The organism is Streptomyces sp. NPDC005955, assembly GCF_042871255.1.
Classification (GTDB): domain Bacteria; phylum Actinomycetota; class Actinomycetes; order Streptomycetales; family Streptomycetaceae; genus Streptomyces.
Genome location: NZ_JBIAIF010000004.1, coordinates 61648 through 75499, shown reverse-complemented (window position 1 = coordinate 75499; position 13852 = coordinate 61648). Strand labels below are relative to the sequence as shown.

The window sequence follows — 13852 nt, the reverse complement described above, 5'->3', positions numbered from 1 at the left end:
GGAACTCCCCGAGCAGGGACGCACGGTGGACGCACAACGGGCGCGCGGCACGATCGGATGTCCGTTCGCCGGATTCCTGTCAGATCCGTTGACACGTTCCGCGGGCCCTCCCTATCTTCACCCTCACCCATGCCGGATCGTTCCGGCAGCCCATGCGGCACCGCCGCTCGCCCCCGGGCGGTCCTCGGACGCCGCTGATCGGAGTGCTATGGCCATCCCGTCCGCAGACTGGTTGACACCGCCGATGGTCGCCGTCGGCGCGGAGACCCTGACCGCCGTGTTGGAGGAGAGGTTCGGAGTGCGCGGCACGCTCCAGGACCTGGGCAGCCAACAGGACCTGAACCACCGGGTGCGGACCGAGAGCGGCGGCGACCACGTCCTGAAGATCGCCAACCCGACCACGCGACCCGCCGCCCTGGACCGTCAGGTCCGGGCGGTCGAAGCGCTCACCGCCGCTGCACCGGACCTCCGGCTGCCGCGGGCCCGCCCCGGCACCGACGGCGCGTTCGTGCAACGGATCACCGTGAACGGCGTCGACCTGTGCGCCCGACTGCTCGACCACGTACCCGGCGAGCCGATCATGGACAGCCGCTACCTCGCCCCCGAAGTGGTCGCCCGCCTCGGTGAACTGTCCGGACGGGTCGCCGCCGGACTCGCCGCGGTCGACGTGCCGGAGCAGGACGACGCCCGGCTGTGGGACCTGCGCAACGGGCTGGCCGTGGTGGAGGCACTCGCCCCGCAGCTGACCGACCGCGCGGCGGCCACCCGGGTGCTCGCCGCCGCCCGGGCGGCCCACGCGCACCTCGCACCGCTCGCCCATCGGCTCCCCGTCCAGACCATCCACGGTGACGTCACCGACAACAACGTGGTCTGCGAGACGGGGCCCCAGGGCCGCCCACGGCCCGTCGGGGTGATCGACTTCGGTGACCTCGGACCTGGTTGGGGCGTCGCCGAACTCGCCGTGACCTGCGCCTCCGTCCTCCACCACCACGGTTGCGGGCCGGCGTCCGTGCTGCCCGCCGTGCGCGCCTTCCACGCCGTGCGTCCGCTGGAGGCCGACGAGATCGACGCGCTGTGGCCGCTGATCGTGCTGCGCTGCGCCGTCCTGGTGGCCAGCGGCCGGTTCGACGCGCTCCAGGATCCCGACAACGCCTACGCCGCCGCGGCGCTCGACCGCGAGTGGGCGATGCTGGAGGCGGCCCTGTCCGTCCCCGCCGAGGTGATGGGCGCCCACTTCCGTGCGGCGACCGGCCACCCCGCACCGTCGGGTCCGCCCACCGCACCGCACCCGCTGCTGGTCGAACCGGGCGGCTCCGTCACGTTCCTGGACCTGTCCGTCCTCAGCGACGACCTGCACGGCGGCGCCTGGCTGGCCCCGGACGCGGAGGCGGCGTCGGCGGCGCGGGCGTTCGCCGCCGGAGCGGCGGTGGTGCTCACCCGGCACGGTGAACACCGGATCACCCGGTCCCGTCCCGAGGACCCGGCGGCGGCGACACTGGCGCTCGGCGTGGAACTGCGCACGGCCGGGCCGGTGACCCTGACGGCGCCGTGGGCCGGAACCCTGGTCCACCACGGGCCGCACGGGGTGACCCTGACGGCGGACGGTTGGCGCCTGATCATCGAAGGCATCGAAGGCATCGGTGACATCGACGCAGGCCGGGGTGGCGAGGGCCCGGGACGTACCCCGACCGTCCGTGCCGGGGACCCGATCGGGACGTTCGCCCCCCGCGACGGCGGCCCGCCGGCCCATGTCCTGCTCACCCGGCTCGCGGACGACGCACCGCCGCGGTTCGCCGCCCCGGGCCTGGCCCCCGGCTGGCTCGCGTCGTGCCCGGACCCCACCGCCCTGATCCTTCCGGCCGGTGCCCTCGAACCGGCCCCCACCCCGCCGGCGGGCGACGCGGCCGACGCCTCACCCGCCGAACTGCTGGCCCGCCGTGACCGTTCCTTCGCCGCGGTGCAGGAGCACTACTACGAGGCGCCGCCCCGGGTGGAACGCGGCTGGCGCGAGTACCTCCTCGACACCGAGGGCCGCTGCTACCTGGACGTGCTCAACAACGTCACGATCCTCGGCCACGGCCACCCCCGGCTCGCTGGGGCCGTGCACCGACAGTGGCAGCGCCTCAACACCAACTCCCGGTTCCACTACGCCTCCGTGGTGGAGCTGTCGGAACGCCTCGCGGAACTCCTCCCGGCCCCGCTCGACCAGGTCTTCCTGGTCAACAGCGGATCCGAAGCCGTGGACCTCGCGCTCCGCCTCGCCTGGGCGGCCACCGGACGGCAGGACACCGTCGCGATCGGCGAGGCGTACCACGGCTGGACCTACGCCAGTGACGCCGTGTCCACCTCGATCGCCGACAACCCCGGTGCGCTCGCCTCCCGTCCCGACTGGGTGCACGCCCTCCCCGCGCCCAACGCCTACCGGGGCGTCCACCGGGGAACCGGAGCCGGGCGGTACGCGCCCGAGGCCGTCGCGGCGATCGAGGCGCTGACCGCGTCGGGGCGCCCCCCGGGTGCGTTCATCTGCGAGCCGTACTACGGGAACGCCGGCGGGATGGCCCTGCCCGAGGGCTATCTGGAGCAGGTGTACACGGCGGTCCGCGCGGCCGGCGGACTGTGCGTCGCCGACGAGGTCCAGGTCGGCTACGGCCGGCTCGGTCACCACTTCTGGGGCTTCGAACAGCAGGGCGTCGTACCGGACGTCGTCACCGTCGCCAAGGCGATGGGCAACGGTCATCCGCTGGGCGCGGTCATCACCACCCGTGAGATCGCCGCGGCCTACCGGACCCAGGGGTACTTCTTCTCCTCCGCGGGCGGCAGCCCGGTGAGTTCGGTCGTCGGACTCACCGTCCTGGACGTGCTGAGGGACGAGAAGCTCCAGGACAACGCCCGCACCGTCGGCGACCGGCTGCGCGCCGGGCTCCAGGAACTGGCGGAGCGCCACCCGCTGATCGGCGCCGTGCACGGCAGCGGGCTCTACCTCGGGGTGGAGTTCGTCCGGGACCGCAGCACCCGCGAACCCGCGACCGAGGAGACGGCCGCGATCTGCGAGCGGCTCCGTGAACTGGGCGTGATCGTCCAACCCACCTCGGACCGACAGTGCGTCCTCAAGATCAAACCCCCGCTGTGCCTGACCCCCGACAGCGCGGACCGCTTCGTGTCCGCGCTGGACGACACCCTGACCCACGGATGGTGAACATGCAGTACGGCCCCCGGGCGGCGCCGGACACCCGCGAACCCCGGGCCGGCACCCCCGCCGCCCCGACCATCGCGGACGTGGCCCGCCTGGCCGTGGTCTCCAGGACCACTGCCTCCGACGCGCTGCGCGGACGCGGGCGGGTGTCCGAGGCGACCCGGGACGTGGTGGTGGCCGCGGCACGGCAGTTGGGGTACTCGCCCAACCGCAACGCCCGGTCGCTGCGCACCTCGGTGACGGAGACGATCGGGCTGCACATTCCGGAGTTCCTGACCAGCGCCGAGTACTACATGTCCTTCGTGTTCGGGGTGATCGAGGAGGCGACCCGAGCCAGTCTCAACGTCACCCTGATCTCCGCGGGGCACCTGGGGCACGGGCCCGGCGCCCCGCAGGTCGACGGTCTGGTGCTGTGCGATCCGATGGCCGGTGACCCGGTGGTGGACCAGTTGATGAGTTCCGGTCTGCCCGTCGTGACGGCGGAACGGTACGTCGGGGACAAGGAACCCACCGGGGTCGTCGTCTCCGACCACCGCACCCACCTGGCGGAACTCCTGGACCACCTCGGGGAACGAGGGGCCCGTCGCGTCGCGTTCCTGGCCTCGGACACCACCGCGGAATGGGCCACCACCCTGTGCGCCACCTACAGCGGGTGGTGCGCCGAGCGGGGAGCGCCCGACCTCACCCACCGGGCCCCGTTCGGCTCCGCCCCCGAGGCGTTGCAGGCGGAAGTCCGTCGGATGTTCGTCCGCTGCCCCGAGATCGACGCGATCGTCTGCGCCGCCGACGGGGCCGCGGCCGCTATCCTGCCGGAGTTGCGTGCGGCCGGGCGCACGGTGGGGGAGGACCTGCTGCTGGCCTCCTGCGTGGACAGCTCGGCGATGCGGTTGGCGGACCCCCCGATCACCTCCATCGAACTGCGTCCCCGCTCGGTCGGCGCGGAATGCGCCCGCCTGCTGTGCGAGATCCTCGCCCGAAAGGAACCGGAGGGCACCGTCCGTTCGGTTCCCATAGAGCTCAACATACGGACTTCCACTCGGTCCCTCCGGATTCGATAAGAAGCCTCTTTCCGATACCGCCGTCTTTTTCTGCACGGGTCTTTCGCGAACAGCCGACCGGGCTGTTCGCGAAAGACCCGTGCTCGTTTTGGTGAATTCAATAAGCCCTTCGGTTCGTCAGATCTTTTCTTGTGCGTGACATTGACACCGGCTTGTGGCGGACATAGTTTTCCGGCACGCCGGAACGATCCGGCTTCGTTTGGCAAGGAGCTGACCCGTGCGAAGATCCTCCTCCGTCATAGCCTGTTCCGCCGTCCTGTCGACGGCCCTCACCGCCTGTACGGCCGCCCCGGACCCCGACGCCCCGGCCGGCGACGGCAAGCGCCCCGGGTATCTCGCCGTCGCCGACAAGAGCGTCAAGGGCCGCGGCCCGCTCACCGTCCAGGTCGACTACGACTCGGTCGAGGCCGGCGGGCTCGACCCCCAACTCGCCGGCAGCGCCCGTTCCTGGTCCCTCGGCTCCCTGGTCTACGAACCGCTGGTCACCGTGGGCGCCCGCTTCGAGATCAAGCCGCTGCTCGCCAAGTCCTGGACCCAACCCGACCCCACGACCTACGTGTTCACCCTCCGCGACGGGGCCAGGTTCTCCAACGGGCGCGCGGTCACCACCGCCGACGTGGTGGGCAGCCTCAAACGCCTCGCCGCCGCCAAGGCCCCGTACGCCGCCCAACTCGGCCCCGTCAAGACGGTCCGGGCCACCGGCCCCGCCGAAGTCACGGTCGAACTGAAGAAGCCGTACGGCGCATTCCTCTCCGCGCTGTCGAACACACCCGCGGCCGTGCTCCCCATGAAGGAAATCGAGAACGGCTCGCTCGACATCAAGAAGCAGATGCTCGGCACCGGTCCCTTCACCGTCCGCGAGCACAAACAGGACCGGCACTGGACGTTCGCAGCCAATCCGAAGTACCGCTTCGCCGACAAGGTCGGCGTCTCCGAACTGCGGGTCGAGATCGTCCCGCAGGAATCCGCCCGACTCGCCGCCGTCCGCAGCGGAAACGCCGGACTCGCGTTCTTCAACAACGTCGACTCCATGGACCAGCTGACCGGAACGCCGCACACGAAGGTGGTCAACCAGCGGTACAGCGACTTCTACTACCTGATCCAGAACTCCCAGAACCCGACATCGCCGCTCGCCGACCAGAAGGTCAGGTTCGCCCTCAACAGCGCACTCGACCGGCAGCAGATCGCCGACAACGCGCTCGGCGGTCAGTCCCGGCCGACCGGGGTCGCCCCGTCCGCGCTGCCCGGCGGCTGCGAGCCCGGCGCGCTGCCCGGCGCCAAGGCCGGCGCGGGCAGCGCCGAGGCGGCCCTGAAGGCCGCCGGCGCCGAGGACACCACCCTGCGCATCGCCGTCTACACCTCCGAGCCCGCACTCGCCCAGATCGCCCAGGTCGTCCAGCAGCAGTACGCCGCCGTCGGGGTCAAGGTGAAGATCGAGAAGTTCGACGACGCGACGTACGGCGAACGGGTCTTCGGCGCGGAACCCGACTTCGACCTCGCCATCGGCTGGTTCGCCGGATACGCCGACGCCTCGATGGTGTCCCGCTGGTGGAACCCGTCGGTCGCCGGCTTCTCCAGCGTCTTCCTCAAGAACGACACCGAGCTGAACGCCCTGATCGACACCGCGTCCGCCCAGGCCCCGGGCGCCGAACGGAACTCCGCACTGCGCGCGGTGTGCGAGAAGGTCGACACCAACGCCGAGATGCTGCCGCTGGTCTCCCGGCCCGGTGTCGTCGGCTACCGCACCGACAAGGTCAGCCCCACCCTCCACGCCCGCGAGGGATACGGGAACCTGCTGCGGAACATCACCGAGTTCACGATCCCCGGCGCCAAGTAGCCCGGCATGACCTACTTCCGCTGGGCCCTGGGACGCATCGGCGTCGCCGCCCTCACCCTCACCGGTGTCTCCATCCTGATCTTCGGGGCGGTCCGCGCGATGCCCGGCCGCTACTCCGACCTGGTGCTCGGCCCGCTGGCCAGCAGGGCCGAGAAGGACGCCGCGGCCGAACGGTACGGCCTCGACGGCTCCCTCCCCGAGCAGTACGTGCACTGGTTGCTCCACGCGGTACGGGGCGACTTCGGGATCTCGATGGCGAGCCAGACCCCGGTGGCCTCGGAGTTCGCCGAACGGCTCCCCGCGACCGTCACCCTCACCGCCCTCGCCCTGTGCGTGACCGTCGTCATCGGCGTCCCGCTCGGCGTCCTCACCGGAATCCGCGGCTCGGGCGGCGGACGGACGGGCCGGCTCCTGGGCAGCCTCGGACTGAGCCTGCCCGAATTCGTCCTCGGCAGCATCGTGGTCTTCGCGTTCACCCGGTACGGACTCGGCCTGACCGTCGGGGCCTACGTCCCCTGGGACCAGGGCCTCCTACGCTCCGTGCAGTCCCTCGCCCTGCCCGCCGCGGTGCTCGCCGTGTTCTGCACGGCGGCCGTCGCCCGCACCACACGGGACAGCGTCCTCGGGGTCCTCGTCGAGCCGCACATCGCCGCCGCGCTCGCCCGGGGCGAGTCGACCGCCCACATCGTGCGCCACCACGTGCTGCGCAACGCGTCCATCCCCGTCCTCACCCTGCTCGCCACGCTCACCGCCTACCTCCTGGGCGGCGCCGTCATCGTGGAGCGGCTCTTCAACACCCCGGGACTCGGCTCGTTCCTCGTGGACGGCCTCGACCGCCGCGACTACGCGATCGTGCAGGCGGGAGTGCTGCTTGCGGCGACCGTGTTCATCGTCGTCAACGTCCTCGTCGACATCGTCTGCGGAATCATCGACCCGCGGATCAGCAACCAGGCCGGGAGCACCGCATGAGCGCCACCACCGGGCAGGGCCACGAGCCCACCGCCTCCGCACACCCGCCCCCCGCCCCGACCGTCGAGAGCGCCCCCGCACCCCGGGCACGGCGGATCCTCACCCGACTGCGATCGGTGCTCGCCCCGCGCTCCTTCGACGGACTGTTCCGCGTGGCCCTGTGGACGCTGCTCCTCCTCGTCGTCGCGACCCTGCTGAGCCGTCTGTTCGGCCTCGGCGGCGACCCCGGAACCACCGTCGGACGGCGACTCACCCCGCCCGGCGCCGAAGCGCCCCTCGGCACGGACAGCCTCGGCCGTTCCCTGCTCCCGCGACTCCTCCAGGGCATCGGAACGACCCTGCTGCTGTCCTCGCTCGCCGTGCTCACCGCAGCGACCATCAGCACCGCACTCGGCATCCTCGCCGGCTACCGGGGCGGACGGACCGCGGAAACCGTCTCCCGACTCGCCGACGTCCTGTACGCCTTCCCGTCCATCGTGCTCGCCGTCCTCGTCTCGGCGGTGCTCGGCCCCGGCCGGTCCGCAGCCCTCGCCAGCACCGTCCTGGTCACCGTCCCGCTGATGACCCGCATGGTCGCCACCGCCGCCCGGTCCGTCGCCCGCCGGGACTTCGTCGTCGCGGCCCGCATCAGCGGCGTGCCCCCGCTCACCCTCATGCGCCGCCACATCCTCACCAACGTGTCCGGCACCATCGCCGTCCAGGGCACCTACGCCCTGTCGATCGGCATCCTCGTCGAGGGCGGCCTCGGCTTCCTCGGCTACGGAGTCCAACTGCCCGACGCCTCCCTCGGACTCCTCATCCAGGAAGGCAGCCTCTACCTGGTCAACGCCCCCTGGCTGATCATCGCCCCCGGCACGGTCCTGGTCGCCGCCATCGTCTCCGTCAACCTCATCGGGGACAGCCTGCGCGACCACTTCGAACCCAGAGAAACGAGGGCGCTGATATGACCCCCATCGTCCTGATCGACGACGTCATCGCCGAGTACCGAACCGCCCAGGGCACCGTACGGGCCCTGGACGGCGTGAGCCTCGCCGTCGAACCCGGGGGGCACGTCGGGATCGTCGGCGAGTCCGGATCCGGGAAGTCGACCCTCGGGCTCCTGATCGGCAGACTGTTGCCCACCACCACGCAGTTCCCCCGCGGCAGGGTCCTCGTGGACGGCCGGTCCGTGCTCGACCTGCCGCGCGACGAGCTCGCCCGACTCCGCCGCGAACGCCTCGGCTTCATCCCCCAGGACCCCGTCGGCGCACTCGACCCGACCCTGCGCATCGGACGGCAACTCGCCCTCGCCCTGCGCACCGACGGCCGCCACCGCGCGCCGCGCGCCGACCGCAAGAACCGCGCCGACCTCGTCCGACGGCTGGAACAAGTACGCATCAAGGACCCCGAACGCGTGCTGACGCTCTACCCCCACGAGATCTCCGGCGGCATGGCCCAACGCGTCATCATCGCCATGGCCATGGCACGCAACCCGGCCGTGCTCATCGCCGACGAACCCACCGCCGCCCTCGACGCACAGGTCCGCCAGGACGTACTGCGCCTGCTGTTCACCCTCGCCGACGCACACGGCACCACCCTCGTCTGGCTCAGCCACGACCTCGGCGGCGTCGCCCGCTGGTGCGACCGGATCGCCGTCATGTACGGCGGCCGCATCGTCGAGGACGGCCCCACCGCGGACGTGCTCGGCGCGCCCCGCCACCCCTACGCCGCCGCGCTCGCCGCCGCCGACCCGGCACGCGCCGTCGACGGCGACCGACTGCGGTCCATCATCGGAGCCCCGCCCGTCCTCTCCGGCGCGGCCACCGGCTGCGCCTTCGCCCCGCGCTGCCCGTCGGCCACCGAGCGGTGCCGCGTCGAACGGCCCGCGCCGGTCACCCACGGCGACCGCACGGTCCTGTGCCACCACGTCCTCGACGAGGACCGCACCCCGGCCGCCCACCCGTCCGAGCACCTGGAGACGGCCCCGTGAACGACACGCCCCCGCCCCCCGCACCGGGCGGCCCCGTCCTCGAACTCGACGCCGTCTGCGTCGTCTTCGCCGCCCGCCACCGGGGCGGCACCCCCGTCACCGCGATGGACCGGGTCGGCTTCACGATCGCCGCGGGACAGACCCTGGGACTGGTCGGGGAGTCCGGCTCCGGCAAGTCCACCACCGGCGCGATCGCCCTGGGACTGCTGCGCCCCACCTCCGGAACCGTCAGGTTCCTCGGCGCGCCCCACGGCCGCCGGGGCCGGGCCGGACCCATCCAAGCCGTGCTCCAGAACCCGCACTGGTCCCTCAACCCCCGGCTCACCGTCCGCGACAGCGTCGCCGAACCCCTCGCAGCCGCCACCCGCACCCGACTGCGCGCGCACCACCGCGCCGTGGCCGACCTCCTCGACCAGGTCGGCCTCCCCGAACGGTTCGCCGACCGCCTCCCGCACGAACTGTCCGGCGGCCAACGCCAACGGGTCGCCATCGCCCGGTCACTGATCACCCGACCCCGGTTCATCGTCTTCGACGAGGCCGTCAGCGCCCTCGACGTGTCCGTGCAGGCCCAGACCCTCAACCTGATCCGCGACCTCCAACACGAACACGGCTTCGGAGCCCTGTTCATCTCCCACGACCTCGCAGCCGTCCGCTACGCCGCCGACCGCATCGCCGTGATGCACAGCGGCCGGATCGTCGAACTCGCGGACACCGCCCGCTTCTGGAACACGCCCGAACACCCCTACTCCCGCACCCTCCTGGAGAACCTGTGAACGCCGCGCCCCACACCCCCGAGCCCGAGCACCACCTGACGGGCGTCCCCGCCTTCGGCCCCTGCCGGGGCAACGACGACGTCCACCCCGTACCGCGCCCCAGCCGCGGCGAGCGGACGGTGACCTACGACTTCCCCGGCGTCGAGGTCGGCACCGCCGAGTACAGCGAAGGCCCCACCGGGGTCACCGTCGTCCACGTCCCGGCCGGTGCCCGGATGTCCATCGACGCCCGCGGCGGCGCCATCGGCCTCACCTACGGCGCCGACTCCTTCGCCCACGCCGTCTGCCTGGCCGGCGGCTCCCTGTACGGCCTCGGCGCCGCCCCCGGAGTCGCGGGCGAACTCCTCACCCGGGTCGGCAACGACGTCAACTGGGACCAGCTCAAGTGCGTGGCCGGGGCGATCATCTACGACTACAGCGCCCGCGACAACGCCGTCACCCCGGACGCCGCCCTGGGCCGGGCCGCGATGCGCGCCGCCCGACACGGCGAGTTCCCCGTCGGCCGCTGCGGGGCCGGGGCCAGCGCCTCCGTCGGGAAGGTCGAGTACTCCCGTACCGAATTCGCCGGCCAGGGCGCGGCGTTCCGCCAGATCGGAGACATCCGCATCCTCGCCGCGACCGTGATCAACGCGGTGGGCGTCATCGTCGACCGCGACGGCACCGTGCTCCGCGGCAACTACGACGCCGCGACCGGCACCCGGAACCTGCCGCAACTCGACTACGCGGAGGCGTTCGCGAAGGACCCGACCAGCGCCCCCACCACCATGCCGGGCAACACCACGATCTCCGTCGTCGTCACCAACGTCCGCCTCGACGACCGCGAACTCGCCTACTTCGGCCGCCAGGTCCACAGCTCCATGCACCGGGGCATCCAGCCGTTCCACACCAACCTGGACGGGGACACCCTCTTCACGCTCACCACCGACGAGGTCGACCTCCCGCGCAACCCGCAGCGCACCGGACAGGACACGATGACCTCCGTCGCCCTGGGCGCGGTCGCCTCCGAGGTCATGTGGGACGCGATCCTGAGCAGCGTCCGATGACCCGTGCCGCAGTCCCTCCCGCCGGCGGCCCCCCGCCCGGCCCCGGCCACCCGACCTCCGCAGCGACCCTGCCGACGTTCCACAGCGACGACCCGGACCCCGCCCGCCGGGGCCGCGCCTTCGGCCGGACGCACGGGCACCGCATCCGGGCCGCCGCCGTCGCCTACCGCGAACTGTTCACCGCCGTCCGGGTCGCCCCGCACGACCTGCGACCGCACGGCGAACGAGCCAGCGAGGAGATCGCCCGCTGGGCCCCCGAACTGCACGCCGAACTCGCCGCGACCGCCGAGGGCGCGGGGCTGCCGCTGTGGGAACTGGCCATGCTCAACGCCCGCACCGAAATCCTCGCCACGGTCGGTGCGACCGCGGAAGGAGAGTGTTCCACCGCCGTCCACACCGGCGGACCGGGAGCCCCGCACACCATCCAGACCTGGGACTGGCACGACGAGATGGCGTTCGCCCGGACCCTCACCCAGCACCGCCCCGGCGCACCGGGCCCCACCGTGCGGACCTTCACCGAGGCCGGCGCCCTCGCCAAGATCGGCGTCAACGACGCCGGACTGGGCCTCCACTTCAACATCCTCAGCCACCGCGAGGACGGCGACGGCATCGGCGTCCCCGTCCATGTCGTCGCCCGCCGGATCCTGGAGCGGGCGACCACCGTCGCCGAGGCCGTCGACATCGCCCGCTCCGCACGGGTCACCGCATCGACCGTCCTCACCGTCGTCACCTACGACGGGCGGCACGCCGACGCAGCGAGCATCGAGGTCTGCCCGGCCGGCGTCGCCGTCGTCCGCCCGGACGCCGACGGCTACCTCCTCCACACCAACCACTTCCTCGACCCCGCCCTGGCCCTCGGCGAGAACACCCCACCCGGCGCCAGCACCCACGCCCGCTACGCCCATCTGCACGCCCACCGCACCCTGCTGGCCGACCCCGATCCGCAACGCTGGGTGGACCTCCTGACGGCCCACGACAGCGACGGCGCCCCCGTGTGCTGCCACCCCCAGGACGGCCTGCCCTTCCAACTCCAGTGGCGCACCCTGCTCACGGTCAGCATCGACGTCGCGTCCGCCCGTCTGCGGCTCCACCCCGGCGGACCCTGCACCGCGAAACCCGACACCTGGATCCACCTGTGACCGCACCCCCGACCCCGCCGCCGGGCCCACCCGCCCCGTACCGGGGACCCACGGCACGCCTGGCCGGCATCGTCCGCTACCCCGTGAAGGCCATGGCCGGCCGTCCCCTGCCCCGGGTGCTCCTCGCCCCGGGGCAGGGGCTGCCCCTGGACCGCGTGGTCGGCCTGCGCAACGGCACCCTCACGGTACGCAGACACTCCGGCTGGACCGACAGCACCGCCTTCCTCCGCCTCCTCAAGAACGCCTCCCTCGCCCGCTACGCCCTGACCCTCACCGAAGGCAGCGGAGGCACCTGCGTGCTGCGCATCACCGCACCCTCCGGCGACGGCATCACCCTCCGGCTCCACGACGGGCTACCCCGGCCCGACGACATCGAGCGGGCCGACGCGACCCTGCGCACCTGGTTCCCCGACGGCCCGAACGGCCCGGTCGCCACCGACGCCCCGGGAGTCTCGCTGTGGGACTGGCCGTCAGCGGCGATCTCCATCATCAACCTGGACACCGTCCGTGCCCTCAGCGCATCGGCCGGTGTCCCGGTCGACCACCGTAGGTTCCGGGCCAACCTCTACCTCGAAGGGCTCGGCCCCTGGCAGGAGTTCGCCCTCGTGGGACGACGCGTCGCCCTGGGCGGAGCGGAACTGGAGATCACCCAGGCGACCGACCGCTGCCGTGCCACCACCGTCAACCCGGACACCGGCGTACGCGACCTCAACGTTCCGGTGCTGCTGGCCTCCCGCTTCGGACACCTGTACTGCGGGGTCTACGCACGGGTCGTCAAGGGCGGCCCGGTCGCCGAGGACGACCGCCTCACCGTGCTCGACGTCCCCGCCGACCCCCGTACCCTGCCCGCCCCCCAACCCGACTGGCCCCGCTACGCCACCGTGACCGAGCTCCGGCCGGAAAGCCCGACGGTCACCACCGTGCGGCTGCACGACCCCGCCGGTCTGGGGGCCGCCCCCGGCCAGCACCTGCGCCTCCACCTCGCGGACGAACGGGGCCCGGCCTGGCGCAGCTACACCCTCACCGGCACCGACCCGGGCGCCCCCGCCATCAGCGTGAAGCGCGTGCCCGACGGCCGCGTCTCCCCGCTCGTCCACACCCTCCGGGTCGGCGCGCCCCTGCGGATCTCCGGACCGTACGGCTCCCCGCTGGTGTCGACGGACCCGTCCAGACCGCTGTTCCTGGGGGTGGCGGGCGTGGGCGTGACCCCCGTGCCGTCGATCCTGCGCTGGCTGGCGCAGACCGCTCCCGACCGGCCGGTCACCGTGCTCAACGTGGTCCGAACGGCCGATGACGCACCCCTGTGGGCGGAGGTGCGCGCCCTCCTCGGCGGATTGACCCGCGGCACCGGACGGCTCCACGTCACCGCCCACGGCCCGTTGCCGCCGGACGCCCGACTCGGCCGCCCCACCGAGGACGACTACGCGGAACTCGCCACCGACCCCGAAGGGGAGGCGTACCTGTGCGGACCCGCCGCGTTCGTGGCGGCGGCCCGTGCGGGACTGCGCGCCGCGGGGCTCGCGGCCGGTGCCATCACCGACGAGCACTTCTTCTCCCCGGTCGACGTACCGCTGACCGACCGACCACCCCCGAAGCCCGGGCCGTTCACCGTCCGCTTCACCGCGAGCGGGGTGGAGTCGACCTGGACGGCCGACGACGGCACCCTCCTGGACCTGGGGGAGTCCGCCGGAATCCGTCTTCCCGCCGCCTGCCGGGCCGGAGCCTGCGGCACCTGCCTGCAACCCGTCGACGGCGAGCACGCCCATCTCATCACCCCGGGACTGCCGGTCCCCCCTGGCCACGCCCTGCTCTGCTGCACGGTCCCCACGGGCCCGCTCACGGTGGACGCCTGACCGGGCAGCCGAGGGGGA

The 13852-nt window shown here is 72.7% G+C and carries 10 protein-coding genes; all 10 read left to right on the top strand.

Going from position 1 to position 13852, the window contains the following annotated elements; genetic code table 11:
- Positions 1–208: 208 nt before the first annotated feature.
- The 10 genes from ACFYOU_RS12070 (at position 209) to ACFYOU_RS12025 (ending at position 13834) form a co-directional block, all read left to right on the top strand.
- Positions 209–3196 carry an aminotransferase gene (locus tag ACFYOU_RS12070; RefSeq protein WP_391305090.1) on the top strand — a complete coding sequence of 996 codons (2988 nt, stop codon included), beginning with the start codon at positions 209–211 and terminating at the stop codon, positions 3194–3196.
- 2 nt (positions 3197–3198) lie between these two features.
- Positions 3199–4251 (top strand): substrate-binding domain-containing protein, encoded by a 1053-nt coding sequence (locus ACFYOU_RS12065; RefSeq protein ID WP_391305088.1) that lies wholly within the window; start codon positions 3199–3201, stop codon positions 4249–4251.
- 217 nt (positions 4252–4468) lie between these two features.
- Positions 4469–6088, top strand: coding sequence for an ABC transporter substrate-binding protein (locus tag ACFYOU_RS12060; protein WP_391305087.1), 1620 nt, complete (start codon positions 4469–4471; stop codon positions 6086–6088).
- Positions 6089–6094: 6 nt separating this feature from the next.
- Complete coding sequence (locus ACFYOU_RS12055; RefSeq protein WP_391305085.1) at positions 6095–7057, top strand: ABC transporter permease subunit; 963 nt, start codon at positions 6095–6097, stop codon at positions 7055–7057.
- The gene (locus tag ACFYOU_RS12050) at positions 7054–8004 is read left to right on the top strand and encodes an ABC transporter permease subunit (protein WP_391305084.1); all 951 of its coding nucleotides are present in this window, start codon (positions 7054–7056) and stop codon (positions 8002–8004) included. Before ACFYOU_RS12055 ends, ACFYOU_RS12050 begins: the two co-directional genes overlap by 4 nt.
- The gene (locus ACFYOU_RS12045; protein ID WP_391305083.1) at positions 8001–9026 is read left to right on the top strand and encodes an oligopeptide/dipeptide ABC transporter ATP-binding protein; all 1026 of its coding nucleotides are present in this window, start codon (positions 8001–8003) and stop codon (positions 9024–9026) included. Before ACFYOU_RS12050 ends, ACFYOU_RS12045 begins: the two co-directional genes overlap by 4 nt.
- A complete protein-coding gene (locus ACFYOU_RS12040) occupies positions 9023–9799 on the top strand; it encodes an ATP-binding cassette domain-containing protein (RefSeq protein ID WP_391305081.1) in 777 nt (258 codons plus the stop codon). Before ACFYOU_RS12045 ends, ACFYOU_RS12040 begins: the two co-directional genes overlap by 4 nt.
- The gene (locus tag ACFYOU_RS12035) at positions 9796–10842 is read left to right on the top strand and encodes a P1 family peptidase (RefSeq protein WP_391305079.1); all 1047 of its coding nucleotides are present in this window, start codon (positions 9796–9798) and stop codon (positions 10840–10842) included. Before ACFYOU_RS12040 ends, ACFYOU_RS12035 begins: the two co-directional genes overlap by 4 nt.
- The gene (locus tag ACFYOU_RS12030; protein ID WP_391305077.1) at positions 10839–11981 is read left to right on the top strand and encodes a C45 family autoproteolytic acyltransferase/hydolase; all 1143 of its coding nucleotides are present in this window, start codon (positions 10839–10841) and stop codon (positions 11979–11981) included. The genes ACFYOU_RS12035 and ACFYOU_RS12030 overlap by 4 nt, the downstream gene beginning before the upstream one ends.
- Positions 11978–13834, top strand: a complete 1857-nt coding sequence (locus ACFYOU_RS12025) for an MOSC domain-containing protein (RefSeq protein ID WP_391305074.1) — start codon at positions 11978–11980, stop codon at positions 13832–13834. Before ACFYOU_RS12030 ends, ACFYOU_RS12025 begins: the two co-directional genes overlap by 4 nt.
- Positions 13835–13852 lie beyond the last annotated feature (18 nt).